General features: G+C 59.6%; 25 protein-coding genes. 19 read left to right on the top strand and 6 right to left on the bottom strand.

Annotated elements, in window-relative coordinates; all coding sequences use genetic code 11:
• The first annotated feature begins 7 nt into the window (after positions 1–7).
• The 3 genes from clpA to G6K99_RS12900 all read left to right on the top strand — a co-directional run bounded on the left by clpA (position 8) and on the right by G6K99_RS12900 (position 3,719).
• On the top strand, positions 8–2,545 hold the full coding sequence (clpA, locus tag G6K99_RS12910) for an ATP-dependent Clp protease ATP-binding subunit ClpA (protein WP_062580404.1): 2,538 nt from the start codon (positions 8–10) through the stop codon (positions 2,543–2,545).
• 92 nt (positions 2,546–2,637) lie between these two features.
• Positions 2,638–3,381 carry an AzlC family ABC transporter permease gene (locus G6K99_RS12905; RefSeq protein ID WP_174196729.1) on the top strand — a complete coding sequence of 248 codons (744 nt, stop codon included), beginning with the start codon at positions 2,638–2,640 and terminating at the stop codon, positions 3,379–3,381.
• On the top strand, positions 3,378–3,719 hold the full coding sequence (locus G6K99_RS12900) for an AzlD domain-containing protein (protein WP_174196728.1): 342 nt from the start codon (positions 3,378–3,380) through the stop codon (positions 3,717–3,719). Before G6K99_RS12905 ends, G6K99_RS12900 begins: the two co-directional genes overlap by 4 nt.
• Here the strand turns inward: G6K99_RS12900 and G6K99_RS12895 are convergent, their stop codons facing one another.
• The 4 genes from G6K99_RS12895 to G6K99_RS12880 are packed head-to-tail and all read right to left on the bottom strand — an operon-like array spanning position 3,720 to position 6,586.
• On the bottom strand, positions 3,720–4,151 hold the full coding sequence (locus G6K99_RS12895; protein WP_174196727.1) for an HIT family protein: 432 nt from the start codon (positions 4,149–4,151) through the stop codon (positions 3,720–3,722).
• Positions 4,152–4,175: 24 nt separating this feature from the next.
• The gene (locus G6K99_RS12890) at positions 4,176–5,381 is read right to left on the bottom strand and encodes a GNAT family N-acetyltransferase (protein ID WP_174196726.1); all 1,206 of its coding nucleotides are present in this window, start codon (positions 5,379–5,381) and stop codon (positions 4,176–4,178) included.
• A gap of 9 nt (positions 5,382–5,390) precedes the next feature.
• Positions 5,391–6,119, bottom strand: a complete 729-nt coding sequence (locus tag G6K99_RS12885) for a glycerophosphodiester phosphodiesterase (RefSeq protein WP_113110937.1) — start codon at positions 6,117–6,119, stop codon at positions 5,391–5,393.
• Positions 6,116–6,586 (bottom strand): RidA family protein, encoded by a 471-nt coding sequence (locus tag G6K99_RS12880; protein WP_062457326.1) that lies wholly within the window; start codon positions 6,584–6,586, stop codon positions 6,116–6,118. Before G6K99_RS12880 ends, G6K99_RS12885 begins: the two co-directional genes overlap by 4 nt.
• Positions 6,587–6,696: 110 nt before the next feature.
• Here G6K99_RS12880 and G6K99_RS12875 point away from each other — a divergent pair, with 110 nt between their 5' ends.
• The 15 genes from G6K99_RS12875 (at position 6,697) to lpxB (ending at position 21,781) form a co-directional block, all read left to right on the top strand.
• The gene (locus G6K99_RS12875) at positions 6,697–7,551 is read left to right on the top strand and encodes a cell envelope integrity EipB family protein (protein ID WP_062580412.1); all 855 of its coding nucleotides are present in this window, start codon (positions 6,697–6,699) and stop codon (positions 7,549–7,551) included.
• 87 nt (positions 7,552–7,638) lie between these two features.
• Positions 7,639–8,352: a pentapeptide repeat-containing protein gene (locus G6K99_RS12870; protein ID WP_174196725.1), complete on the top strand. Its 714-nt coding sequence runs from the start codon at positions 7,639–7,641 to the stop codon at positions 8,350–8,352.
• 204 nt (positions 8,353–8,556) lie between these two features.
• Positions 8,557–9,342 carry a 30S ribosomal protein S2 gene (rpsB, locus tag G6K99_RS12865; protein ID WP_062457320.1) on the top strand — a complete coding sequence of 262 codons (786 nt, stop codon included), beginning with the start codon at positions 8,557–8,559 and terminating at the stop codon, positions 9,340–9,342.
• 246 nt (positions 9,343–9,588) lie between these two features.
• Positions 9,589–10,515: a translation elongation factor Ts gene (gene tsf, locus G6K99_RS12860; RefSeq protein ID WP_062580415.1), complete on the top strand. Its 927-nt coding sequence runs from the start codon at positions 9,589–9,591 to the stop codon at positions 10,513–10,515.
• Positions 10,516–10,647: 132 nt separating this feature from the next.
• The gene (pyrH, locus tag G6K99_RS12855; RefSeq protein ID WP_062580417.1) at positions 10,648–11,367 is read left to right on the top strand and encodes a UMP kinase; all 720 of its coding nucleotides are present in this window, start codon (positions 10,648–10,650) and stop codon (positions 11,365–11,367) included.
• A 55-nt stretch (positions 11,368–11,422) separates the two neighbouring features.
• Positions 11,423–11,980 (top strand): ribosome recycling factor, encoded by a 558-nt coding sequence (gene frr, locus G6K99_RS12850; protein WP_062457309.1) that lies wholly within the window; start codon positions 11,423–11,425, stop codon positions 11,978–11,980.
• 51 nt (positions 11,981–12,031) lie between these two features.
• Positions 12,032–12,775 (top strand): isoprenyl transferase, encoded by a 744-nt coding sequence (locus G6K99_RS12845; RefSeq protein ID WP_062457306.1) that lies wholly within the window; start codon positions 12,032–12,034, stop codon positions 12,773–12,775.
• Positions 12,775–13,608, top strand: a complete 834-nt coding sequence (locus tag G6K99_RS12840) for a phosphatidate cytidylyltransferase (RefSeq protein WP_174196724.1) — start codon at positions 12,775–12,777, stop codon at positions 13,606–13,608. Before G6K99_RS12845 ends, G6K99_RS12840 begins: the two co-directional genes overlap by 1 nt.
• A 41-nt stretch (positions 13,609–13,649) precedes the next feature.
• Positions 13,650–14,771, top strand: coding sequence for an RIP metalloprotease RseP (rseP, locus tag G6K99_RS12835; RefSeq protein WP_174196723.1), 1,122 nt, complete (start codon positions 13,650–13,652; stop codon positions 14,769–14,771).
• Positions 14,772–14,967: 196 nt separating this feature from the next.
• Positions 14,968–17,331 carry an outer membrane protein assembly factor BamA gene (gene bamA / locus G6K99_RS12830; RefSeq protein WP_062457297.1) on the top strand — a complete coding sequence of 788 codons (2,364 nt, stop codon included), beginning with the start codon at positions 14,968–14,970 and terminating at the stop codon, positions 17,329–17,331.
• 51 nt (positions 17,332–17,382) lie between these two features.
• Positions 17,383–18,450, top strand: a complete 1,068-nt coding sequence (gene lpxD / locus G6K99_RS12825) for a UDP-3-O-(3-hydroxymyristoyl)glucosamine N-acyltransferase (protein WP_092662185.1) — start codon at positions 17,383–17,385, stop codon at positions 18,448–18,450.
• Positions 18,440–18,904: a 3-hydroxyacyl-ACP dehydratase FabZ gene (gene fabZ / locus G6K99_RS12820; protein WP_062457291.1), complete on the top strand. Its 465-nt coding sequence runs from the start codon at positions 18,440–18,442 to the stop codon at positions 18,902–18,904. Before lpxD ends, fabZ begins: the two co-directional genes overlap by 11 nt.
• Positions 18,901–19,716, top strand: coding sequence for an acyl-ACP--UDP-N-acetylglucosamine O-acyltransferase (lpxA, locus tag G6K99_RS12815; RefSeq protein WP_174196722.1), 816 nt, complete (start codon positions 18,901–18,903; stop codon positions 19,714–19,716). The genes fabZ and lpxA overlap by 4 nt, the downstream gene beginning before the upstream one ends.
• A complete protein-coding gene (locus G6K99_RS12810; protein ID WP_062580426.1) occupies positions 19,716–20,603 on the top strand; it encodes an LpxI family protein in 888 nt (295 codons plus the stop codon). The genes lpxA and G6K99_RS12810 overlap by 1 nt, the downstream gene beginning before the upstream one ends.
• Positions 20,603–21,781 carry a lipid-A-disaccharide synthase gene (lpxB, locus tag G6K99_RS12805; RefSeq protein WP_062457281.1) on the top strand — a complete coding sequence of 393 codons (1,179 nt, stop codon included), beginning with the start codon at positions 20,603–20,605 and terminating at the stop codon, positions 21,779–21,781. The genes G6K99_RS12810 and lpxB overlap by 1 nt, the downstream gene beginning before the upstream one ends.
• Before the next feature lie 35 nt (positions 21,782–21,816).
• Here lpxB and gltA read toward each other — a convergent pair whose 3' ends face one another.
• Positions 21,817–23,106, bottom strand: coding sequence for a citrate synthase (gltA, locus tag G6K99_RS12800; protein ID WP_174196721.1), 1,290 nt, complete (start codon positions 23,104–23,106; stop codon positions 21,817–21,819).
• Between the two features lie 293 nt (positions 23,107–23,399).
• On the opposite strand from gltA, the gene G6K99_RS12795 reads away from it, so the two are divergent.
• Positions 23,400–25,949 carry a ComEC/Rec2 family competence protein gene (locus G6K99_RS12795; protein ID WP_174196720.1) on the top strand — a complete coding sequence of 850 codons (2,550 nt, stop codon included), beginning with the start codon at positions 23,400–23,402 and terminating at the stop codon, positions 25,947–25,949.
• On the opposite strand, the gene lexA is transcribed toward G6K99_RS12795, so the two are convergent.
• A complete protein-coding gene (lexA, locus tag G6K99_RS12790) occupies positions 25,930–26,649 on the bottom strand; it encodes a transcriptional repressor LexA (protein WP_062457274.1) in 720 nt (239 codons plus the stop codon). The genes G6K99_RS12795 and lexA overlap by 20 nt on opposite strands.
• Positions 26,650–26,808 lie beyond the last annotated feature (159 nt).

The following is a 26,808-nucleotide window of genomic DNA, read 5'->3' as shown; positions in this document are numbered from 1 at the left end:
ACCCGACGTGCCAACATTTTCGCCTAGTCTTGAAAAGGCTCTGCACCAGGCACTGACCTTCGCGAACGAGCGGCATCACGAATATGCCACACTCGAACATCTGCTTCTGGCGTTGATCGACGACGCCGATGCGGCGGCGGTCATGGGAGCATGCAGCGTCAACCTGGATACGCTCCGCAAAACCGTGTCTGAATATGTCGACAATGAACTCGCAAACCTGGTGACAGGCTATGACGAGGACTCCAAACCGACATCCGGCTTTCAACGCGTCATCCAGCGCGCTGTGATCCACGTCCAATCCTCCGGTCGTGAAGAAGTGACCGGAGCAAACGTGCTCGTCGCAATCTTCGCAGAACGTGAGAGCCACGCAGCCTTCTTCCTGCAGGAGCAGGAAATGACCCGCTACGACGCGGTCAACTATATCTCTCACGGCATCGGCAAGCGTCCGGGTTCCTCCCAGGCCCGGACCCCGCGTGGTGCTGATGAGCCCGATTCGGACGCCAAGCCTGTTTCGCGCAACGAGGAGGAAGGTCCCGGCAAGAAGCAGCAGGATGCCCTCAAGGCATACTGTGTCAATCTGAACGAAAAGGCCAAGAATGGCCGTATCGATCCGTTGATCGGTCGTCATTCCGAGGTCAACCGCACGATCCAGGTCCTGTGCCGCCGCTCCAAGAACAACCCGCTTTACGTGGGCGATCCGGGCGTTGGCAAAACTGCGATCGCCGAGGGACTGGCAAAGCGCATCGTCGAGGGCAAGGTGCCCGAAGCGCTGGCCGATGCGACGATCTTCTCGCTCGATATGGGCACCCTGCTTGCAGGCACCCGCTATCGCGGCGACTTCGAGGAACGTCTGAAGCAGGTCGTCAAGGAACTGGAAGATTTTCCAGGTGCTGTCCTGTTCATCGACGAAATCCACACCGTCATCGGTGCGGGTGCAACGTCGGGCGGTGCCATGGATGCGTCCAACCTGCTGAAGCCGGCTCTGTCCTCTGGCCAGATCCGCTGCATCGGTTCGACGACCTACAAGGAATACCGCCAGTTCTTCGAAAAGGACCGGGCTCTGGTTCGACGCTTCCAGAAAATCGACGTCAATGAGCCGTCGATCGATGATGCGATCGAAATCATGAAGGGCTTGAAGCCGTATTTCGAAGAGTATCACAAGCTGCGCTACACCAACGACGCGATCAAGTCGGCGGTGGAACTGTCAGCACGGTATATCTCCGACCGCAAGCTGCCGGACAAGGCGATCGACGTGATCGACGAGACCGGTGCAGCCCAGATGCTGCTGCCCGCTTCCAAGCGTCGCAAGCTGATCACGGAAAAGGAAATCGAGGCGACAATCGCCACGATGGCCCGCATCCCGGCGAAAACGGTTTCCAAGGATGACGAGATGGTTCTCGCCAACCTCGAGAAGGAACTGCGTTCCGTCGTGTACGGCCAGGACGTCGCGATCGACGCGCTGTCGACGGCGATCAAGCTGGCACGTGCAGGTCTGCGCGAGCCGAACAAGCCGATCGGCTCCTATGTCTTCTCCGGTCCAACCGGCGTCGGCAAGACCGAAGTCGCGAAGCAGCTTGCCGCCTCGCTCGGCGTCGAGATGCTGCGTTTCGACATGTCGGAATATATGGAACGCCACACGGTCTCGCGATTGCTTGGCGCACCTCCCGGCTATGTCGGCTTCGACCAAGGCGGCCTCCTGACCGATGGCGTTGATCAGCACCCGCACAGCGTGGTTCTGCTCGACGAAATCGAGAAGGCGCATCCGGATATCTACAACATCCTGTTGCAGGTGATGGACCATGGATCGCTGACCGATCACAACGGCAAGAAAATCGACTTCCGCAACGTCATCTTGATCATGACGACGAATGCGGGTGCATCCGAGATGGCCAAGTCTGCGATCGGCTTTGGATCATCAAGACGCACCGGCGAAGATGAGGAGGCGATCAATCGCCTGTTCACACCGGAATTCCGCAACCGTCTCGATGCGATCATTCCGTTCGCACCGCTGCCGACCACGGTTATCCACCAGGTCGTCCAGAAGTTCGTGATGCAGCTGGAAAGCCAGCTGTCGGAGCGTAACGTGACGTTCGATCTGCATGAGGACGCGATCGCCTGGCTGGCGGAAAAGGGTTATGACGAGAAGATGGGCGCAAGACCTCTGTCTCGCGTGATCCAGGAATACATCAAGAAGCCGCTCGCCAACGAGATCCTTTTTGGCAAGCTTCGCAAGGGTGGCATCGTCCGCGTCACGGCCGGCAAGAAGGAAGATGGCACCGACGGTCTTCTTCTGGAGTCCATTTCGGAAACGGCCCGGGTAAAGCCGAAGCCTGAAGCGGAAGTGGAAGAGGCTGCCGACGAGATCAAGGCCAAGACGACAAAGTCAAAGCCTTCGAAGAAGTCTGCGCCGAAGGCCAAGGACAAGGACGGCGGTTCCGCCAAGGCAAATGTCGTCGACGATGGCGACGTGATTGCCGAGGAAGCCCCGGCAAAGTCCGCGCCCCGCAAGGGTAGCACCGTGCCACGCGTCCCAAAGAGCAAGTAGCGCTCTTTTCCATCCGAGAAATCGATGCCGGGCTTGTCCCGGCATCGTCGTTTTTGTAGGTCCCGTAACGTCAATCATTTACGGGCATGCCAATGACCACCGAAAGCTCCGAGCGCAGCGGCCTTGCGTGGTTTCTTAAGGGCATGCGCGGCATCTTCTCCTTGCCGGCTCTGATCCTGATGACGTCCTATGTCGGTTTCAGCGCCTTTGCGGTCGAAGCCGGCCTGACGCGAGGGCAGGCTGTCGCGATGACGCTCGGTATCTGGGCCCTGCCGGCCCAGATGATCCTGGTGGGTTCGATGTTGGGCGGCGCCAACATCGCCGCGTCCTTCCTCGCCGTGACGCTGTCGTCTATCCGGATGATGCCGATGGTGGCGTCGATCGTGCCGGAGATGCGCACGAAGAAGACACCGCTACCGGTTCTCCTGTTTCTCTCGCATTTCATCGCCATCACGTCCTGGGTCTTTGCGAGCCTCAATCTCCGCCATGTGCCGAGAGAGCGCCGGGTTGCCTTCTTTGCAGGTTTTGGCATCACGCTGACCTGCACCAATGCGCTGATCGTCGGCGTCAGCTTTGGTGTCGTGTCTCAGTTTCCGCCTGTTGTGGCGGGTGCCTTGTTCATGCTGACCCCGGTCTATTTCATTTCCTCGATCTGGGCGAGTGCAGCGCAGCCGGTCGTCCGGATTGCCTTCGTGATCGGCATCGTCTCAGGACCGGCGCTGGCGCTGGTAGCGCCGCAGTTCGACGTGCTTCTGGCTGGGATCGGCGGTGGCACGGTGGCCTACCTGATCGACCGCTATCGCCGCAAGCGCGGGTCGGGTCGGGGGGCGGCATGATGTTCGATGGCTACTGGACCTATATCGTCATCGCTGTCGCAGGTTTTCTCGCAACCGATATCTGGCGCTGGCTTGGCGTGATCGCAGGCCACCGTCTGAAGGAGGATTCCGAGACGCTTTACTGGGTGAGGGCGGTTGCCACCGCTCTCGTCATGGCGGTGACGGCCAAGCTGATCGTGTTCCCGACGGGAACGCTGGCCCTTTCGCCGCTCTGGCTGCGGCTTGCGGCGGCCGGTTTCGGCTTTGCCGTGTTTCTCCTCACCGGCAAACGGGTCGCGATCGGCGTTCTGACACCGATCGCCATTCTCGTCGCAGGACTGCTCCTGCTTCAGCCCTGATCAGAAGCCAAGCTCGCCGATGATCTTCTCGGCATTGGCTGCGAGGACTTCATTGTCCTCCATCTTGCCCGTATGCGGCTTCAACGGCTGGTTCTCGTAGCGCGGAATGACGTGGAAGTGCAGGTGGAAGACGGTCTGGCCGGCCGGCGCCTCGTTGAACTGCGTGATGGTGATGCCGTCGGCGTCAAACGCATCCTTGACGGCTCGTGCAAGCTTCTGCACCACCGGAATGATCTTCGAAAGCACGGCCGCATCCGCATCGAGAAGATTGCGTGAGGGCGCTTTCGGAACCACCAGAACATGGCCCGGCGTCTGCGGCATCACATCCATAAAGGCGAGCGTGTCGTCGTCCTCGTAGACGCGGTGGCAGGGAATTTCGCCTTTGAGGATCTTGGCGAAGATGTTGTTCGAATCGTAGTCGTGACCGGTCATCGGTGGCGTCTCCCTTTCTGCTGCTCAGTCTTGTTCTTGCCGTTCACCCTTGCGGAAAGGGCTGTGCTCGGAGAGGTACTCGTTCATGTATTCCACATCCTCCCGCTCTCGCTTCAGGTAGTCAGCAATCGCGCTACGAAGGCCGGGATGGGCGATGTAATGCATCGAGTGGGTGGTGACGGGCAGGTAACCGCGCGCAAGCTTGTGCTCGCCCTGTGCGCCCGCCTCGACCCGCTTTAGCCCATGGGCAAGCGCATAGTCGATCGCCTGATGGTAGCACACCTCGAAATGCAGGAAGGGATGGTCTTCGATACAGCCCCAGTGGCGCCCGTAAAGCGCGTCACCGCCGATGAAGTTGATCGCACCGGCGACGTACCGCCCCTCGCGCTTGGCCATGACCAGAAGAATGTCGTCCGCCATGCGTTCGCCGATCAGCGAATAGAAGGCACGGGTAAGGTACGGCCGGCCCCATTTGCGCCCGCCCGTATCCATGTAGAACGTGTAGAACTGGTCCCAGATGTCCTCGGTCAGGTCCTTGCCTGTCAGCCAGTCGATCGTGATACCGTTCTCGAGCGCGGCTCGCCGTTCCTTCTTCAACGCCTTGCGCTTGCGAGACGCGAGCGTTTCCAGAAACGCATCGTGATCGGCATAACCGTCGTTGATGAAGTGGAACTGCTTGTCGGTTCGGTGCAGATATTCAGCGTCTTCGAAAGCGATGACTTCATCATCCGGCACGAAGGTGACATGCGCGGACGATATGCCGAGCTGCCGTGTCACCTCCTGGAGACCTTCCGCGAGCGTGGTTTGCACCATGTCGCGATCATAGCCCGACGCAACGAGAAGGCGCGGACCGGTTGCGGGCGTAAATGGGACCGCACACTGCAGTTTAGGGTAGTAACGGCCGCCGGCGCGCTCGAAGGCGTCGGCCCAGCCATGGTCGAACACGTATTCGCCCTGGCTATGGCTCTTGAGATAGCCCGGCACGGCGCCGATCAGTTGACCCTTGTCATCTTCCAGCAGGAGATGCTGGCCGTGCCAGCCTGTTTTTGCCGTTGCCGAACTGGATTCCTCCAGTGCGGACAGGAAGGCATGTGACAGGAACGGATTGTAGGGAACGGAAGATGTCCCTAAGGGATCGGCCTCCTTGGAGGCGCCGGAAAGCCGCGACCAGCTTTGTGGGCTGATCGCGGCAATGGATTTTTCGATGCGGATTGTCAGGTTGCCGGTCATTGGATCCAATTATGCGGCAGGGTTCTCCCGTGGGTCGAACCCTTCGAAGGTCATCTGCTTTGCATATTTATAGGTATGTTCGACGGCCTTTGCATCCCTCACCGTCCAGGTAATGATCGGAATTCCGGCATCAGCCTGCGCAGTGACGAATGAGTTGGGCAGATGCGCCCAGTGATAGGAGATGAAATCGAGGCCGAGCTGCATCGCTTCGTCGTGATTGAAGAACTCCTCCGGCTTTGAGCCTTCGGCGGTGAGGCCCAGCGGGTAGGGCGCCTCGGCCTGCTTCAGTGCACGCAGGATGTGGTAGTCGAAGCTCATCAGGGCAACCTTGCCCTCATACCCTTCCAATACGTCGAGAACGTCGTCAACGAAGCCGTCGTCCTCATCCGCTTGGCGACCCTTGATCTCGATGACAAGAGGAACGCGACCGGCGACAAGCGTGAGCATCTGCTTGAGCGTCGGTATCTTGTCCGCGGTGCCACCAATCGAAAGCATTCCGAGTTCTGCCGCGGTCCGTTCGCGAACGTCGCCCTTGATGCCGCAAAGGCGCTCCAGCTTGTTGTCGTGGAACACGACCGGGACGCTGTCTGCGGACAGCTGTATGTCGCACTCGATCGCGAAACCCGCATCAATGGCCCGGGAAAACGCTGACAGCGTATTTTCCCAAACCGTCTTGTTCATGTCGTGATAGCCGCGATGCGCGACCGGAACGTCCTTGATCCAGTCTGCAGATGTCATGCGGAGATCTCGATGATAGCCTCGATCTCGACCGCGGCGTTAAGTGGAAGTGCTGCCATGCCGACGGCAGCGCGGGCGTGCTTGCCGGCTTCCCCGAGCACGTTCGCAATGAGGTTCGAAGCGCCATTGGTGACGATATGCTGTTCCGTGAAGCCCGGTGCAGACGCAACGAAGCTCGACAGCTTGACGACGCGCTTGATCCTGGTGAGATCTCCGCCAAGAGCAGCCTTCGCCTGCGACAGAATGTTGATGGCGCAGAGTTCCGCGGCACGCTGCGCTGCCGGGACGTCGACATCGGCACCGACCAGGCCGCTGACGGCTATCTTGCCGTTTTCGGTGGGCAGCTGACCGGAGATATAGAGCATGTTGCCGCTGATCACGTAGGACACGTAATTGGCGGCGGGCGCTGCTGCCTCAGGCAGAACGATGTCCAGTTCCTGCAGGCGCGTCTCGATCGGGTTCGACATTTCGGTCTCCGGTTTTATTGTAAATTGCCCAAAAATCCTGCATCAAGGTCATAACCTCGGCTGATGGCGTTCTTACAACATCATGCATTGAGTCCAATAGGAGAATGTGAATGCTGCGCACGAGCCTTGGGATGTTCCTTGCCGGCGTGATGAGCGTGCCAGCGGCCTCCGCTGCCCCGATGAGCGCCGATACGGCGGCCCGCCTGCTCATTCCGCATCGCGCCGTCTACGACCTGAAGCTCAAGGATGCGTCCGAGCGGTCCGGAATCGAAGGGATGGTCGGACGAATGGTCTACGAGTTTACCGGCTCGGCCTGCACGGGGTTCACGACCAACTTCCGTCTCGTCACAAAGATAGATACCGGCGAGCAAACCCGCGTCAGCGACCAACAGACCAACACGTTCGAGGATGTATCGGCGCAGCAGTTTCACTTCGAGACCAAGTCGTTTACCGACGAACAGTTGGACAAGGAGGTCGCCGGTGACGCGACGACCGGCGAAACCGGCGTCAAAGTGGACCTGACCGGTCCCGAGGGGCGCGAAGTCGACCTTCCAGCCAGCGCGTTCCCTACCAATCACATGCTTGAAGTGATCAAAAATGCGAAGGATGGCAACCGGTTTTTCGAGGCACGCGTGTTCGACGGTTCCGAGGATGGCGACAAGTCGCTTCTGACCACGACAGTCATCGGAAAGCAGCAGGACCCGCAGAAGGAAGATCTTGATGCAGCCAAAGCCGGCGAGTTCTCCAAGGCGGCTTACTGGCCTGTGACCATTGCCTATTTCAACGAGGCAGCCGCGGGCGATCCGACGCCCGTCTACAACATGTCGTTCAAGCTCTATGAGAACGGCATCACGCGCGACCTGACGATGGACTACGGCGACTTCGTGCTGAGCGGAAGCCTGAGCAAGCTTGAGCTTTTGCAAAAGAGCGACTGCCAGGCAGATCAACGACCCGTGACCAGGTGACGACGGGGTGAATTTGCTGCCGTCCTTCTCTATATAAGCGGTAGTTGAGTATGCACGTCCACCGAGGCGTGGAGAGGAGCGGTGTCTATGAGTTCGATTGGTACCATTCTTTCTGTCGCGCTCCTGACAGGAGCCGCCGCGCTGACACTCGCGCCGACCACGGTCTCGGCGCAGGAGTGCCGTACCGATCCCTATCCCGGGATCAACTGGTCGAGTTGCGCCAAGCGCAATCTGATGCTGAGCGGATCCGATTTCTCCAAGGGTAGTCTTGCGGAGGCGGACTTAAGCTTTACCGATCTGCGCGATTCGAATTTTGCCGGTACCAATCTCACCAAGGCGAAGCTTATCCGCACCTGGATGGCAGGCAGCAACGCCGAGGGGGCGAATTTTTCAAAGGTCGAAGCATATCGGTCCGACTTCCAGAAAGTACGCGCCAACGACGCGAATTTCACGAGCGCGGAATTGGAGAGGTCCAATTTCTCGAAAGCGGAGTTGAACAACGCACGCTTCGAGAAAGCCGAACTCGGCAGGTCGAACTTCGACGGGGCCGTCCTAACCGGCGCAAGTTTCGCCTTCGCAAACCTGGCACGCGCCGACCTGACGAAGGCCGAATTCAAAGGTCCGCTCAATTTCCAGAGCGCCTTCTTCTTTCTGACGCGCATCGAAGGAGTGGACCTGTCGTCTTCGATCGGGCTCGATCAGCACCAGCTGAACGTGGCCTGCGGCGACCGGCGCACGAAACTGCCGGCCGGCCTGACACTGCCGGAAAGCTGGCCCTGCGGCGACCGCGAAATGGACTAGGGCTTCGGCCAGTCCCGCTCTTCCCAAAGACAGGCAGCGTCGAAAAGAGCTTGCCTTTGTGGCCGATGCCTAGTATGGGCACCGGCATTCCACACGCAAGGCATGGGATGGTCCGGGAGAAATCCGGTCCGTTCCGCCCGGTGGCAGCCTCGACGAGGTTGCTGTTCGTCTTGCGGAGGTTCAACCGGAAAAGGATAACTAGGCATGGCATTGCCCGATTTCTCTATGCGCCAGCTTCTCGAAGCCGGCACCCACTTCGGCCACCAGACACACCGCTGGAACCCGAAGATGAAGCCGTACATCTTCGGCGATCGTAACAACATCCACATCATCGATCTGGCTCAGACCGTTCCGATGCTGTCGCGCGCCCTTCAGGTCGTGTCCGACACCGTCGCTCGTGGCGGCCGCGTTCTGTTCGTTGGCACCAAGCGTCAGGCTTCCGAGCTGATCGCTGACTCCGCCAAGCGTTCGGCCCAGTACTACGTCAACTCCCGCTGGCTCGGCGGCATGATGACCAACTGGAAGACCATTTCGAACTCGATCGCCCGTCTGCGCAAGCTCGACGAGATCCTGAACTCGGAAGCTTCCGGCTACTCCAAGAAAGAGCGTCTGAACCTCGAGCGCGAACGCGAAAAGCTGGACAAGGCTCTTGGCGGTATCCGTGACATGGGCGGCGTTCCGGACCTGATGTTCATCATCGACACCAACAAGGAAAAGATCGCGATCGATGAAGCAAAGCGCCTGGGCATCCCGGTCGTCGCCATCATCGACTCGAACTGCGATCCGGACCTGATCGACTTCCCGATCCCCGGCAACGACGACGCTTCGCGCGCCATCGCTCTCTACTGCGACCTGATGGCACGCGCTGCCATCGACGGCATTGCCCGTCAGCAGGGCGCTTCGGGCCGTGACCTCGGCGCGATGATGGAGGCTCCTGAAGAGCCTGCTCTCGAAGCTGAAGGCGCAGCCGAAACGGAAGCTCAGGCTTAATTGTCTGAGTCTGGAGCGTTCTGAGACGCTCCGTCTTTTCGAATTCGACCAAGGCCAGAGATATCAATCCCTGGCCTTGGTCGTTTAAGACGATACGTCGCCGTCTACCGTCAGGTGGACGTGGAGACGGTCGCAACCGTGATGGCTTCATCACGATGTCATATTTCCGGGTACATTCGTCCCAATATTTGGTATCGCCGACGGTTTTCCGGCGACACGCAACTTGAACCGACAAGAGGCACGAAAATGGCTGAAATCACCGCTGCACTGGTGAAGGAACTGCGCGAAAAGTCCGGCGCGGGCATGATGGATTGCAAGCGCGCGCTTGCCGAAAACAACGGCGACATCGAAGCTGCGATCGACTGGCTGCGCGCCAAGGGCATCGCCAAGGCTGACAAGAAGTCCGGCCGTACCGCTGCCGAAGGCCTGATCGGCGTCGCATCCAACGGCACCTCGGCTGTCGTTGTCGAAGTGAACTCCGAAACCGACTTCGTAGCGCGCAACGATGCGTTCCAGACCATGGTTCGCGGCATTGCCGATGTTGCCCTGACCACCGACGGTACCGTCGACGGCGTCAGCGCAGCAATCTATCCGGCTACCGGCAAGACGGTCTCCGACACGATCAAGGATACGATTGCCACGATCGGCGAGAACATGAACCTGCGCCGCTCCGCGCTTCTGTCCGTCGAGGACGGCGTTGTTGCGACTTACATCCACAACGCAGCGGCTGACCGTCTCGGAAAGCTCGGCGTTCTCGTTGCCCTGAAGTCGACCGGCAACAAGGAAGCCCTGAACGCCATCGGCCGCCAGGTTGCCATGCACATCGCTGCGACCAACCCGCTCGCCATCCGTTCGGAAGAAGTCGATGCCGCTGTCGCCGAGCGCGAGCGCAACGTCTTCATCGAACAGGCCCGCGAATCCGGCAAGCCGGAAGCCATCATCGAAAAGATGGTCGACGGCCGCATGCGCAAGTTCTTCGAAGAAGTTGCTCTTCTGTCGCAGGCTTTCGTCATCAATCCCGATCTGACCGTCGGTGACGCCGTCAAGGCTGCCGAGAAGGAAGTCGGCGCGCCGATCGAAGTCACCGGCATGGCACGTCTTCTCCTCGGTGAAGGCGTCGAAAAGGAAGAAAGCGATTTCGCAGCAGAAGTTGCAGCAGTCGCCAAGGGCTGATTGCTGCCTTCACGCGCATTGCAAGGCGCCGTAGTCGTTGAAAACCTGAAGGGCACCGGTGACAAGCCGGTGCCCTTCGTGTATCCGCATCCCGTTTGATCACTCCGTCCGTTTCGCTTTCAAGGAGCCACCATGTCGCAACCGATCTACAAGCGTGTTCTGCTCAAGGCCTCCGGTGAAGCACTGATGGGAAGTCAGGGCTTCGGTATCGACGTTGAAGTTGCAGACCGGATCGCATCGGATATTGCGGATGCCTGCGCCATGGGCGTCGAAGTCGGTGTCGTCGTCGGCGGCGGCAACATTTTTCGTGGCGTGGCCGTAGCTTCCAAGGGTGGCGACCGGGTGACCGGCGACCACATGGGCATGCTCGGCACCGTCATCAACGCACTGGCGCTCGCAACCTCGCTGCGCAAGCTCGACATCGAGACGGTCGTCCTGTCGGCTGTCGCCATGCCGGAGATCTGCGAAAGCTTCTCGCAGCGTCGCACGCTGCATCATATGGCGCAGGGCCGTGTGGTGATCTTTGCCGGCGGTACCGGCAACCCGTTCTTCACCACCGATTCTGCCGCGGCGCTGCGTGCTGCCGAGATCGGCGCAGAAGCGATATTCAAGGGCACGCAGGTCGACGGCATCTATTCCGCAGACCCGAAGAAGGACCCGACCGCGACCCGTTTCGAAACGCTCACCCACAGTGAAGTGCTCGACAAGGGTCTTGCCGTCATGGACGTCGCAGCCGTTGCGCTGGCGCGTGAAAATTCCATTCCGATCGTCGTCTTCTCGATCCACGAGAAGGGCGGTTTCGCACAAATCTTGACCGGCGGCGGTCGCAAGACCATCGTATCCGACAACTGACACGCGGTTCGTTGCCAAGAAACCGACCGCCAAGAACAATAGGGAGTTCCTGCTGATGAGTGGAGTAGATCTCAACGACATCAAGCGCCGTATGGACGGCGCGATCACGGCCTTCAAGAGCGACATCTCATCGCTGCGCACGGGCCGTGCTTCCGCAAACATCCTCGACCCTGTCACGGTCGAAGCCTATGGTTCGCGCGTGCCGCTCAACCAGGTTGCAAACGTGACGGTTCCCGAGCCGCGCATGCTGGGCGTCTCGATCTGGGACAAGTCAATGGTGGGTGCCGTCGATCGTGCAATCCGCGAATCGAATCTCGGCCTCAACCCGATCGTCGATGGCCAGAACCTGCGTATTCCTCTGCCGGAGCTCAACGAAGAGCGCCGCAAGTCGCTGGTGAAGCTTGCCCACGAATACGGCGAAAAAGCCAAGGTTGCGGCTCGCCATGTCCGTCGTGACGGCATGGACGGGCTCAAGAAGGCTGAGAAGGACGGTTCCATCGGCCAGGACGAAAGTCGCGCCCAGTCGGAAAAAGTGCAGAAGATGACGGATGACACGATTTCCGAAGTCGACCGCTTGCTTGCCGACAAGGAAAAGGAAATCATGCAGGTATAACCTGCTCCGCGACGCCGCAACGTTGCGGCTGCGAAAGGAACGGCATCGATTATGGCGACCCCCGAACTTGCGATCATCCCTCGGCATGTCGCCATCATCATGGATGGCAACGGACGGTGGGCCAACAAGCGTGGGCTTCCCCGTACCGTTGGCCACAGCAAAGGGATGGAAGCCGTTCGCGAAACGGTGAAGGCGGCAGGCGAGGCGGGTGTGGAGTATCTCACCCTGTTCGCCTTTTCGTCGGAGAACTGGAGCCGTCCGGAAGCCGAGGTGAACGATCTGATGGGGCTTCTGCGCCGCTTCATCCGTCGCGACCTCGCCGAACTGCATCATTCGAATGTTCGCATCCGCATCATCGGCGACCGCGTCAAGCTGCGCGGCGATCTTCTTCCTCTGCTTCTGGAGGCCGAGGAGACGACGCGCAACAACACCGCGCTGACACTTGTGATCGCGTTCAATTATGGCTCGCGTGACGAGATCGTCCGTGCGACGGTGAGCCTCGCAAAGGACGTGCGCGCAGGCCTTCTTGATCCAGAGGCGATCGATGCGGCGATGATTTGCGGGCGTCTGGACACCGCCGATATTCCAGACCCGGACCTGATCATCCGCACCAGCGGCGAAGAAAGGCTTTCGAACTTTCTGCTTTGGCAGGCAGCCTATTCCGAGTTCCTGTTCATTCCCGAATACTGGCCGGATTTCGACAAGCAGCTCTTCTTCCAGGCCCTCAAGGTCTACGCCTCTCGCGACCGCCGGTTCGGCGCCGTGTCGGCCACTCCCACCGCGGTCGTCGGCTGATGTCGGGTGAACTGAAGAAGCGTCTTCTGTCGGCAATCGTGCTTGCCATCGTGGTCCTGGCCGCGACCTGGGCAGGTGGTCTCCCGTTCCGGGCCGTCGCAGCCGTGATCGGCGTACTCGTCTATTACGAATGGTCCACGATCACTCGATTGAAGGAAGTCGATTTCCAGGGCAACGCCTTCGGTTGGCTGATCGTCGTCCTTGTGGCGTTGAATGTTCTCGGCGGTGACGACCAGATGTCGATGCCGCTCCTTGGCGGCGGCGTGATAACAGCCATCCTGTTTGTCGTTCTGCGAAAGCGTAGCTGGTGGCTGCCATCAGGCATCCTCTACGCAGGCTTGAGTACGATCGCCATTGCCGCGATCCGGGGTGAAAACCAGATCGGCCTGATGGCGATGCTGTTTCTGTTCGCCGTCGTCTGGTCCACGGACATTCTCGCCTATTTCATCGGCCGCAAACTGAAGGGGCCGAAACTCGCGCCACGGATCTCGCCCGGCAAGACATGGTCCGGAGCGATCGGCGGTACTGTTTCCGCCGTCATCGCCGGATCTGCGCTGAGTGGCGTGGTGTTCTCGGACTTCTCGCTGTGGACCGCCTTCATGGCGCTCATCCTGTCGGTCGCGAGCCAGATCGGTGACCTTTTCGAATCCTTCATCAAGCGCCGATTCGGCGTGAAGGATTCCAGTCATCTCATCCCCGGCCACGGTGGTGTGATGGATCGCGTCGACGGTCTCGTTTTTGCCTGTTTCGCGGCGTTTCTTCTCACACTTGCGCACGCCGCCTGGACAAGCCATGTTGACGCAAGCGTCGCGGCCTATCTTTTCGGCCTCTGATAAATGTCGGTCCTTGCGACCGCTGGAAACCGGAAACTGAAATGGCCATCCTGACCTTCGTTACGGGTTACATCATCCCCTTCATCCTCGTCCTGTCGCTGCTCGTCTTCGTGCACGAAATGGGCCACTACCTTGTCGGCCGCTGGTGCGGCATCCGCTCGACTGCGTTTTCCGTCGGCTTCGGACCGGAACTGATCGGGTTTACGGACAAACGCGGCACGCGCTGGAAGATCTCTGCGATTCCGCTTGGTGGGTATGTGAAGTTCTTCGGCGACGACGATGTCGCCAGTATGCCCGATGCCAAAAGCGTCTCGCATATGACCGAGGCGGACAAGGCGCACACGCTGGCCGGGGCCAAGCTGTGGAAACGCGCGGCGACCGTGGCTGCCGGACCCATTGCCAATTTCATTCTGGCGATCGCAATCTTCGCCGTCCTGTTCAGCGTTTACGGAAAGGTCATCGCCGATCCCGTCGTCGCCGAAGTGAGGCCTGACAGCGCCGCGGCAGAAGCTGGTGTGCAGACGGGGGACCGTCTGGTCGCGCTCGATGGCAGTCGCATCAAGACGTTCGACGACGTCCGCCGCTATGTCAGCGTGCGTCCGGAAACCCCGATCACCGTCACCGTTGAACGCAACGGGCAGGACATCGACCTGCCTATGGTGCCAAAGCGCAGTGAGATCACCGACCAGTTCGGCAACAAGGTCGAGCTTGGCCTGATCGGCATCGTCACCAACGAACAGCTGGGTAATTTCAGGACCGAAACCTTCTCGCCCCTCGAGGCAGTGGCGGAAGGGGTCAAGGAAACCGGAAATATCGTCACCGGCACATTCCGCTACATCGGCAACCTCGTGACGGGTCGCATGAAGGCTGATCAGCTGGGCGGTCCTGTCAGGGTCGCGCAGGCATCTGGCCAGATGGCGAGCCTCGGCTTTGCCGCCGTTGTTCAGCTGGCAGCCGTACTGTCAGTTTCCATTGGATTGTTGAACCTGATGCCGGTTCCTGTTCTGGACGGAGGGCATCTGGTATTTTGTGCAATCGAGGCCATCAGAGGCAAGCCGCTGGGGTCTGGTGCTCAGGAGATCGCATTCCGGATCGGACTGGCCATGGTGCTCAGCCTGATGGTGTTTGCGACATTCAACGACATCAGTAATCTCATCGGTTAACCCCGTGAGATCGTTGAAATAACCCTTTATTTACCATGTTTGCATGTGGTGCGTGGCGATATGGCCACGCATCGAAAGGAAGTAAATAGAAATTAACGCGATATCTTGCTTGTAGGGCAAAAGCAGGTAAAACGACACACGTGGCCGGAGTCGGGTTCACCCGCCAAGGGACAACGGGAAAAGGTAAGAAGTGAAAATGAAGGCTGGTTCAAAGTTCTTGAACGCAGTGTCGGCGGTTGCGCTGTCTGCTAGTGTTGTTGCGTCGGGCGCCGGTGTGCTGGTGCTTGCCTCTGCTCCCGCTGCCGAGGCAGCTACCATTCGTAGCGTACAGGTCCGCGGCGCTCAGCGCGCCGGCGAAGAAGCTGTCCGTTCGAACCTTACAATCCGTCCCGGCGTTGCATTCGCCGCGAGCGACATCGACGAGTCTGTGAAGCGTCTCTATGCGACCGGATTTTTCTCCGATGTCCGCATCAGCGTTTCCGGTAGCGCGCTTGTCGTTACCGTCAGCGAAAACAAGCTGATCAACCAGGTCGTCTTCAACGGCAACCGCAAGATCAAGGACGACAAGCTCGCTGGCGCCGTTCAGACGCAGCCACTTGGCCCTTACAACCAGTCCATGATCAACGCCGACATCGAGCGCATCCGCGAATCGTACCGCGCGATTGGTCGTAGCGACGTTGAAGTCACGACGCAGACCGCCGATGTCGGCCAGGGCCGCGTCAACCTTGCCTTCGTCATCAACGAAGGTGACCGCACCAAGATTGCCAACATTACCTTTGTTGGAAACCAGGCCTATGGCGACGGTCGTCTGAAGTCGACGATCATCACCAAAGAATCCGGTCCTCTGTCTTTCCTGACCCGCAAGGATGTCTACAGCGAAGACAAACTGCGCGCCGACGAAGACACGCTCCGCCAGTTCTACTACAATCACGGCTATCCGGATTTTCGGGTCGTGTCGTCGCAGGCGGTTCTTGATGAGTCGACTAACCAGTACAACATCACCTTCACGGTTGAGGAAGGTGCTCGCTACCAGTACGGCAACATTGCCGTTGAATCGACGGTAGAAGGCATCTCCGGTCAGGACCTGGAGGGTCTCGTCGAGACCAATTCCGGCAGCACCTACGATGCCCGTGAAATCCAGAAGACGATGGATGCGATTTCGAAGCGCGTCTCGTCTGCCGGCTATCCGTTCGCGCGTGTCACGCCACGCGGCGATCGCAACTTTGAAAACCACACGATCGGCGTCTCCTACATGGTCGACCAGGGCGAGCGCGCCTATGTCGAGCGTATCGAGGTTCGCGGCAACACCCGCACCCGCGACTATGTTATTCGCCGCGAGTTCGACTTCTCCGAAGGCGATGCGTTCAATCAGGGAATGATTGCCCGCGCTAAGAAGCGTCTTGAGGCGCTTGGCTACTTCACCACCGTCAACGTGACGACGCAGCAGGGCAGCTCTGCCGACCGTGTCGTCGTGATCGTGGACGTCGAAGATCAGCCAACCGGTTCGTTCGGTATCGGTGCAGGTTACGCTGCTGGCGGTGACGGCTTCCTTCTCGAAGCATCCATCGAAGAAAAGAACTTCCTCGGTCGTGGCCAGTACATCCGCGTTGCGGCAGGTGCCGGTACGGACGACGCTCGTAGCTACAACATCTCGTTCACCGAGCCTTATTTCCTCGGTTACCGTCTTGCTGCCGGCTTCGACATCTTCAAGAGCACGACCTCTTCGAACGATTACTACGACTATAGCGAACAGGGCATCACCCTGCGTGTGACGGCGCCGATCACCGAAGAGCTGGCGACGACGTTCCGCTACACCTACAAGACGATCGACTACGAAGAAGACGGCGCCTTTGGTGACGACGGCATACCTTACAATGCTGACGACGAAGTCTCGAAGACTTACGCCCACCTGATTGATAAGGGTGAATACACCCAGTCCTCGGTCTCGCAGTCGCTGGTCTACAACTCGCTGGACAGCCAGACGCTTCCACGTGAAGGTCTGTTTGCATCCTTCACGCATGAATATGCCGGCCTCGGTGGCGACTCCGACTTCTACAAGGTCACAGCCCGCGCCCGTTACTTCCACCTTCTTTCGACCGAAGCCGATCTGGTTGGTTCGATTGCCGTCGGTGGTGGTCATGTGTTCAAGACCGGCGACGATCTGAACGTCTTCGATCAGTTCACGATCGGCGGTCGTCAGATCCGTGGCTTCAAGAACGACGGTATCGGTCCGCGCACGGACGCCCATGGCGATGCTCTTGGTGGCACGAGCTACTTCAATGCGTCGGCTGAAATGACGATGCCGATGCCGCTTGTCCCGGAAGATGTCGGTTTCCGTGCCGCTGTCTTTGCTGACGCCGGTTCGCTGTTCGGCAATGACGCCAAGACTTTCGGTGACAAGGTCAACGGCACCGACATGTCGATCCGCGCCTCGGTTGGCGTCGGTGTCATGTGGGCTTCGCCGTTCGGCAACCTGCGCGTCGATTACGCCGAGCCGGTCGTCAAGGAAGACTTCGACGAGAAGCAGCAGTTCCGCTTCAGCATGGCGAACCAGTTCTGATCGTCTCCGGCCGCGAAAGCGGCCGGAAACCTGTTCTGGAGCTCAGGGTTCATGGACCATAACGAATTTTTCCCGCCTCATGATGGCGTGAGCCTGCGTGAGCTGGCCGCCCATCTTGGGGTTGAACTGCTTGACGAGCGTGCCGGTGACGAACTGGTGCGGTCTGTCTCGCCCGTTGCGCGTGCGCGCAAAGGCGATATCTGCTACATCCTCTCCAGGAAAAGCCGCGCCGATCTCGAGACCTGCGAAGCGTCGGCAATCCTTTGCGATCCGGGCCTGAAATCCATCATTCCAGATCACATTCCGGTGCTTGCGACGAAGAAGCCGCATACGGCTTTCGCAGAGGCCGGCGCGCTTCTGCATCCCATCGCGCTTCGTCCATCTCCGGTAACATCGCAGTCCGGCATTTCTCCGGCGGCCTTTGTCGATCCGACGGCGAGGCTCGAGCCTGGTGTCGAGATCGAGCCCATGGCGGTGATCGGTGCACGTGTCGAAATCGGCAGCGGCACACGGATTGCTGCCGGCGCCGTGATCGGTGCTGACGTGAAGATCGGCCGCGACTGCACGATCGCCTCGGGCGCCAGCGTGCTGTCGGCATTGATCGGCAACAACGTCATCATCCACAATGGCGCCCGGATCGGTCAGGACGGCTTCGGCTATGCGCCCGGCCCGAAAGGCATGCTCAAGATCGTGCAGGTCGGTCGTGTCATCATCCAGGATCACGTCGAGATTGGCGCCAATACGACGATCGACCGCGGCACGATGGATGACACTGTGATCGGCGAGGGCACCAAGATCGACAATCAGGTTCAGGTCGGCCATAACGTCCGCATCGGTCGCCATTGCGGTATTGTGTCGGGCGTCGGCATTGCCGGATCGACCCGTATCGGCAATGGCGTAATGATCGGTGGTGCGAGCGGCGTTAACGGTCACATCTCGATCGGTGATGGCGTGCAGATCGCAGCGATGAGCGGCGTGGTCGCCGATATCCCGGCCGGGCAGACCTATGGCGGAATTCCGGCGCGGCCGATAAAAGACTTTTTGAGAGACATGGCGGAGATCATGTCGCGTTCCGATGACCGGGCGAAACGCCGAGGAGATAAGAAAAATGACGGATGAGACCAAGCCGGAGCTCGGCGCGGCCGACATTCAGGAAATCATGCGCCTTCTGCCGCATCGCTACCCGTTTCTCCTGGTCGACAAGATCATCGAGATCGATGGCGACAGCTCGGCTGTTGGCATCAAGAACGTGACGGCAAACGAGCCCCATTTCACCGGTCATTTTCCCGAGCAGCCGATTATGCCGGGCGTTCTTCTCGTCGAGGGCATGGCACAGACTGCCGGCGCGATCTGTGCGCGCAAGCAGGGTGGGGCTGGCAATCTCGTCTACTTCATGACGATCGACAACGCGCGTTTCCGCAAGCCGGTCGTGCCGGGTGACCGCGTGGAATTTCATGTCGTCAAGCAGAAGCAGCGCGGCAATATCTGGAAGTTTCATTGTGACGCCAAGGTCGATGGTCAGCTGGTTGCGGAAGCCGATATCGGCGCCATGATGCGCAAGGAAAGCGAATGAGCATGATCTCGGCCAGCGCGCGCATCCACCCTTCGGCCGTGGTCGAGGATGGCGCCGTGATTGGCGAGAACGTCGTCGTTGGACCGTTCTCCCATGTCGGCCCGCGCGCGGTGCTGAAGGACAATGTCGAGCTCATCTCGCATGCGGTAGTCGGTGGCAAAACCGAGATCGGCAAGGGATGTCGGATCTTCCCGATGGCGGTCATCGGTGGTGTGTCGCAGAGCCTTCACGAAGCTGGTGAGGATTCGAGCCTGACCATTGGCGACAACTGCACGATGCGCGAAGGCGTGACGATGAACACCGGTACGACGGGCGGTGGTGGCAAGACGGTCGTTGGTGACAATTGCCTCTTCCTTGCAAATTCGCACGTCGCGCATGATTGCCAGCTCGGCAGCCATATCATCATGTCCAACAACGTGATGCTGGCTGGTCACGTGCAGGTCGCCGATCGTGCGATCCTGGGCGGTGGCTGCGCCGTTCACCAGTTTACCCGCATCGGTCGGCAAGCCTTCATCGGTGGACTTTCCGCCGTCAACTACGACGTCATTCCGTTCGGCATGCTGAACGGCAATCCCGGTCTTCTGGGTGGCCTGAACGTCGTCGGCATGACCCGCGCCGGCATTGATCGCGCAACGATCCATATCGTTCGTCGCGCATTCAAGAAGATCTTCGAAGGCGAGGCAAATGTTCGCGCCAATGCCGCAGCGATCCGCGACGAGTTTGCCGATTGCCCGGAGGCCATGGAAATCATCGATTTCATCACAGCCGATAGTGACCGCGCGATCTCATCGCCTTTCCGCAGGAAGGGCTGATGGTCGCGGCCGGCGCCCCTGGCCAAGCGCGAGAGGGCCGGCTGGCGATTATCGCCGGTAAAGGCTTTTTGCCAGCCTACCTGGCGGATGCCGCACGTGTTGCAGGCGAAGATCCGTTCATCATCCAGCTGAAGGATGAGGCGGATCATCGCTTTGACGGGTTCGACCATGTGTCGCTCGGCGTCGGCGATCTTTCAGGGATCGAGAAGAGTTTTCGAGAAAGAGGCATCCGTCGCGTCGTGATGTCGGGCGGCGTCGCAAGGCGCCCTGAATGGCGCGACATTCATCCAACCTTCAAGACCCTGATCAAATTGCCCTCCGTCGTGCGCACACTGCTATCAGCCGGCGATGACGCAGTGCTGCAGATGGTGATCAAGTTGATCGAGGCCATGGGTTGCGAAGTTCTGGGTGCCCACGACATCGCGCCGGGCCTGCTGGCGAAGGTCGGTCCGCTTGGCCAAGTGTCTCCAAGCGGTGACGATCTGCGCGATATCGAACGCGGTGTCGAGGCTGCGAGTGCGCTCGGCAATCTCGATATTGGCCAGGGCGCTGTCAGCGTCGGCGGCCGCGTTGTGGCACTCGAAGGTGTCGAGGGAACTGACCGGATGATGCAGCGCGTTGCCGAACTGCGCGCCGAGGGACGTATCTCCACGCGTCGCAAGGGCGTGCTCGTCAAGCTCTGCAAGCTCCACCAGGATATGCGCGCGGACCTGCCCACCATCGGGCCATCCACCGTCGAACATGCCGTCGCGGCCGGGCTGGCGGGGATCGCCGTGGAAGCGGGCAGGGCGCTGGTGCTGGAAGAAGCAAAGCTGATCAAAGCTGCTGACGCCCACGGCATTTTCGTCTGCGGCATCGATCAGGCCCTTCCGTCGAGAGGATTGTGATGAACCAAGGTTTGAAGGTTGCGATCATCGCCGGCGAAGTGTCGGGCGATCTCTTAGGGGCAGACCTCATCGCAGCACTGAAGGCGTCCTACGCCGGTCCCGTCGAACTGATCGGGGTGGGCGGTGATGCACTGTCGGCCCAAGGCCTTCAGTCGCTGTTCGATTTCTCCGAATTGTCGATCATGGGCATCACCCAGGTGCTCGCGCGTCTTCCCAACCTGATCCGTCGCATCAACCAGACGGCGGCTGCGATCGTCGCCGCAAAGCCCGATGTGCTTGTCATCGTCGACAGCCCTGACTTTACCCACCGAGTGGCAAGAAAGGTGAGGGCGGCCCTGCCGGATCTGCCGATCGTTGATTATGTCTGCCCCAGTGTCTGGGCCTGGAAGGAATATCGTGCCAAGGCGATGCTCTCCTATGTCGACCTCGTTCTTGCCGTCCTTCCGTTCGAGCCGGAAGCGATGCGGAGGCTGGAGGGTCCGCAGACAGTGTTCGTCGGTCACCGGCTGACCAATGATGCGGATCTCCTGAGGGTCCGTGCTGCGCGCGCCGAGAGGCCGGTCAAGACCTCCGCCGACAAGAAGACGATCCTCTTGCTTCCGGGCTCCCGTTCAGCCGAAATCAAGGCACTCCTACCCGTGTTCGGCGAGGCTGCGCGCGAGTTTGCAGATCGCAATGGTGAGACCCGGTTCCTGCTTCCGACGGTACCGCGCCGGGAAGAACTGGTGCGGAAGATGGCCGCAGATCTGCCGGTTCATGTCGAGATTACCACGGATACAGCCGGAAAATGGGCTGCCTTCGCAGAGGCGGACGTGGCGCTGGCGGCTTCAGGGACGGTTATCCTGGAACTGGGGCTTGCGACGGTTCCTGTTGTCTCAGCCTACAAAACGGACTGGCTGATCAAGCTTCTGGCCGGCCGCATCAAGATCTGGACCGGCGCGCTTCCGAACCTGATCGCCGACTACCCGGTCGTTCCCGAATATGTCAACGAGGTCGTGCGACCCGGAAGCCTCAGCCGCTGGGCGGAACGTCTGTCCGCCGACACGCCGGAGCGCCGTGCGATGCTCGACGGGTTCGCACTTGCCTGGCAGAGACTGGACGTCCCTGTTCCGCCTGGAGAGGCCGCAGCAGGTGCGGTACTCGAACTGTTAGACAACAAAAAACCCGTTCATCGCTGAACGGGTTTTTCTATTCGCAAAGCCTATTACAGCGCTTAGCGCTTCGAAACGGGCGTGTAGTCACGCTGCGCTTCGCCGGTATAGAGCTGGCGCGGACGACCGATACGCTGCTGCGGATCTTCGATCATTTCGGCCCACTGGGCGATCCAGCCGACGGTACGCGCAAGCGCGAACAGAACGGTGAACATCGTCGTGGGGAAGCCCATCGCCTTCAAGGTGATGCCCGAATAGAAGTCGATGTTCGGGTACAGCTTCTTTTCGATGAAGTAGGGGTCCGTCAGAGCAATCTTCTCGAGTTCCATGGCGACCTGCAGAAGCGGATCGTCCTTGTGACCGAGTTCCGCCAGCACTTCATGCGTGGTCTTCTGCATGATCTTGGCGCGCGGATCGTAGTTCTTGTAGACGCGGTGACCAAAGCCCATCAGACGGAACGGATCGTTTTTGTCCTTGGCACGGGCGATGTATTCCGGGATCTTGTCGACGGTCCCGATCTCGGTCAGCATGTTGAGCGCTGCTTCGTTGGCGCCGCCGTGAGCGGGGCCCCAGAGGCAGGCAATGCCGGCAGCGATACAGGCGAACGGGTTTGCACCCGAGGAACCTGCAAGGCGAACCGTCGAGGTCGACGCGTTCTGTTCGTGATCCGCATGCAGGATGAAGATGCGATCCATGGCGCGCGACAGGACCGGGTTCACCTGGTATTCTTCACACGGCACGGCAAAGCACATGCGCAGGAAGTTGGAGGCGTAATCCAGGTCGTTCTGCGGATACACGAAGGGCTGGCCGATATGGTACTTGTAGGCCATGGCGGCGAGCGTCGGCATCTTGGCGATCATGCGCAGCGACGCAACCATCCGCTGGTGCGGATCGGTGATGTCGGTGGAATCGTGATAGAAGGCCGAGAGAGCGCCCACGCAACCGCACATGACGGCCATAGGATGCGCATCGCGGCGGAAGCCGGTGAAGAAGCGGCTCATCTGCTCGTGAACCATGGTGTGCATGGTTACGCGATGATCGAAGTCCTTCTTCTGGGCAGCCGTCGGCAGTTCTCCATAGAGAAGCAGATAGCAGGTTTCCAGAAAGTCACCCTGTTCAGCAAGCTGCTCGATCGGGTAGCCGCGATGCAGGAGAACACCCTTGTCGCCGTCGATATAGGTGATCTTGGATTCACAGGATGCAGTCGACGTGAAGCCGGGGTCGTAGGTGAAGGCACCGGTTTGCTTGTACAGGGCTGCGATATCGATAACATCCGGCCCAATCGTGCCCGATCGCACCGAGAGGTCGACTGTCTTATCACCAAGTACGAGATTTGCGCTTTGTTCCGTCATTCTGATCCTCCAACCTGTTGGCGGCATGGCGCCCAGAAAGCGCCATAAGAGTTAAGCGTCGCAAGTTAGCTATATGATCCTAAAGGTGATGCCAAGCGCTCCTGCGACATTTTGTGCAGCGCGAAAATAATTTAGGCAGGACACGTTTAAAAGATGCCCAACCTCATGGTGTAAGAGGCCGTAACGTGAAGGAAAACCGCAGCTTGGCGAATGTGTTGACGAGGAGAATATAAACGCGCAGGTTGCGTTTATCAATCACCGTCTCTGCAGCGGAGCCGGCGGGATAAACCATCATGGCGAATGGCGGAGCGATTTTTGAGGCAGCCAGCAGCAAGCCGATGATGCTTGCTTCGACACCCCACGCAATCGCACTCTGGACGCCCGAATCGGCATCGCAGACAATGCCCGCGGAAGTCCGGAATGATGGTCGAAACGACCATCATTCCGAGGATGTTTTCCTGGGATATGTGGTCAGAGACCGGCCCGTTTCCAAATGGCTGTGCACGTCGTTGAGCGAGGAGCTTTCCCACGGTCATGTGTTCCTCTTCCTGCCTGTCTTGCTAGGCGCCGGCGCTGCGACCTGGTTCGCACTTCCTTGGACGCCATCGCCATTCATTCTCGCAACCATGCTTGCGATCTCGATGGTGACCGCAGGGCTGACACGGTATCGCGCGCATCCACTGTCTCGTGCCAACCTTGTACTCTGCCTGCTTCTCTCCGGTTCTGCGCTGGCAGCGCTCGAAACCTGGCGGTGTTCGACGGTCGTGCTCGATTCGCCCGTCACGACGACCATCAGCGGGATTGTCGAACGACGCGAAGCCGATGCACAGCGCCGCTGGCGCTATATCCTCAGGATCGAGCAGACATCTGAGCCCTCGCTTTCACGACCGCCACAGCGCGTCTCGGTTCTTGCCAGAAGCCAACACGACCCTGCAGACATCGGAGAGCGCGTTTCCGGCCGTGCCCGTCTGTCGCCACCCTCTGGCCCGGCGCTTCCCGGATTGAACGATTTCGCCTTCTCCTCCTACTTCGATCAAATCGGGGCCGTTGGCTTCTTTTACGGCGCGCCTAGCGTACAACCGGCGATCGATGACCAACCCGGGTTATGGTCGGACATGCAGCGGGGGCTTTTTGCGCTTCGCAGCGCAATCGGCAATCGCATCCGCGATACGGTCAAGGGGGATGCGGGCGCTTTTGCTGCCGCAATCGTGACCGACGAGCGCCGTGCAATTTCCCGTGAGACGACCGAGGCGCTTCGTCTGTCCGGACTGGCCCATATCGTCGCGATCTCAGGCCTCAACATGGCGCTGGCAGCCGGTATCTTCTTCGTCGGCGTTCGCTCCGTCCTGTCGCTGTTTCCAGGCTTTGCGCAGGCCTATCCGATCAAGAAGTTTGCCGCGTTCGGTGCGCTTGTCATGGCGACCGCCTATTACCTAATTTCCGGGTTCGGGGTTTCCGCCGAGCGGGCCTATATCATGATGGCGGTGATGCTGGTCGCCGTGCTCGTCGATCGACCCTCCATCAGCCTTCGCAACGTCGCCCTTTCGGCAATCATCATCCTCGCCATCTCGCCGTCGGAGATTCTGGGTCCGAGTTTCCAGATGTCGTTTGCGGCAACCGCGGCACTGGTGGCAGGGTTCGCCCTCTGGACGCGATATTTCGCGAAAGGAAAGGAGGAGACAAAAGGTAGCAACCGTTGGATAACGGGTATTGCGGCGACGTTGCATTTCATTGCCGGGATCGTGGTGACGTCGCTGATCGGCAGTACGTCGACGTCGATCTATTCGATCGAGCATTTCCACCATCTGACCACCTACGGCCTCGCGGCCAATCTCGCGGCCATGCCGATCATTTCCTTCGTGGTGATGCCGGCAGGTCTCGTGGCCATGCTGCTGATGCCGTTCGGGCTGGATGCTCCCGTTCTGTTCATCATGGGCGAGGGGCTGCGGATCGTCATTCGCATTGCCGAGATCGTCGCCGCATGGGGCGGCGATATTGCCATCGGCCGGCAGAACCCGCTTTTCCTGCCTCTGGCGACGGCAGGCTTTCTGCTTCTGACGCTGCTGCGCACGCCGCTGAGGTTGACAGGCGCGCTGTTCATGGCGGTGGCTTTGCTCTTTGCGGTCCGCTCAGGCTCGGCGCCGAGGCCTGATATCGTCATATCCGAAGACGGCGCATCGGTCGGCGTGATCCAGGATGACAAGATCACCCTCAATCGAACCCGACCGCCGGGATTTATCTACGATCAATGGCGGCGAGCGCTGGTGCTTGAGACCGGAGAACAACCGCTCGCCTTGCCGGTTCTTGCCTCTTCGGAACCAGCGCGAGGTGCCAGCCTTGCGAAAAGCGATGACAGACCACCTGGACCACATTCGCGACCGGATTTGACGCGCCGGGAAATCGAATATGTCAGGGGTTTTCTTCAAGCATTGAAGCCCGGACGATTCGCCTGTCTGCCGAAAATCCTGTGCGCGGCGCAGACTGCTCAGGACATCCGGATCGTCACCGTCGAAGACAACCGATACACCGGTCTTGCCTGCGATGTCGGTCGGATCATCGTCTCGCCCGGCGCACGCTTCGATACTTGCCGCTCCGGCGCCTTGCTTCTCAGCGGGCGGACGTTGCGCCGGACTGGCGCACTGGAAATCACCATTATTCCGAACGCGACAGCGCCAGACATCAAGATTACGGCGGCGATGCGAGACAGCGCACAGACCTCAAGCCGTCCGTGGACCGTCCACCGGTTCTATGACTGGCGAACGCGACAATTCGACTTTGGCATCCCGGAGGCTGTTGCTGCGCATCTCCGGGATGACAGCGTTCTCAATGGTAGCGGCGAATAAGGCCGACAAGCTTGCCCTGGACCTTCACCCGGTCGGGCGGGAAGATGCGGGTCTCGTAAGCCGGGTTTGCCGCTTCCAGTGCGATCGAGGCACCCTTGCGGCGGAACCGCTTCAGGGTCGCTTCTTCCTCATCGACCAGGGCAACGATGATATCGCCTGGACTTGCGGTGCTGGTATTCTTGATGATGACGGTATCGCCATCGAGGATGCCGGCATCGATCATCGAATCGCCCTTCACTTCGAGCGCGTAATGATCGCCGGAACCCAGCATCTCGATCGGAACGGCGATGTCATGGGTGTTGTTCTGGATCGCGGAGATCGGCACGCCGGCAGCGATTCGACCCATGACCGGAATGTTTGTCGAGAACGGATTGTCCGCCATGACCGGCGCCGGCTTCTGAGCGACGACCGGTTGCGTTTTGCCGAGGCTTCCCTCGATGACACTGGGAGAAAAACCCCGTCGCGGATGAAGGTTCGCCACATAGGCGTCAGGCAGCTTGATCACTTCGAGCGCGCGTGCTCTGTTCGGCAGACGGCGAATAAAGCCACGCTCCTCGAGCGCGGTGATCAGCCTATGGATGCCGGACTTCGATGCAAGGTCGAGAGCGTCCTTCATTTCGTCAAACGACGGCGGCACGCCTGATTCTTTCATCCGCTCGTGGATGAACAGAAGTAACTCCTGTTGCTTGCGTGTCAGCATGGACGGGACCCTCAGAATTGGAAACAAATGCAGAACGGACGCTATATGTTCTATCTGTGTTCCGCAAGCCCCAAATTTTTGCTCAAGAATAGTCTCATTTCAGCGTTCGATCACGTATTCAGTTCGTGCGCAGCACTTGCCGAGTTTCCCGCGATAGCC

This window comes from Neorhizobium sp. AL 9.2.2 (genome assembly GCF_013317225.1).
GTDB lineage: Bacteria > Pseudomonadota > Alphaproteobacteria > Rhizobiales > Rhizobiaceae > Neorhizobium > Neorhizobium soli.
Note: the sequence above shows the minus strand (reverse complement) of the source record. Positions and strands in the feature narration are given on the sequence as shown.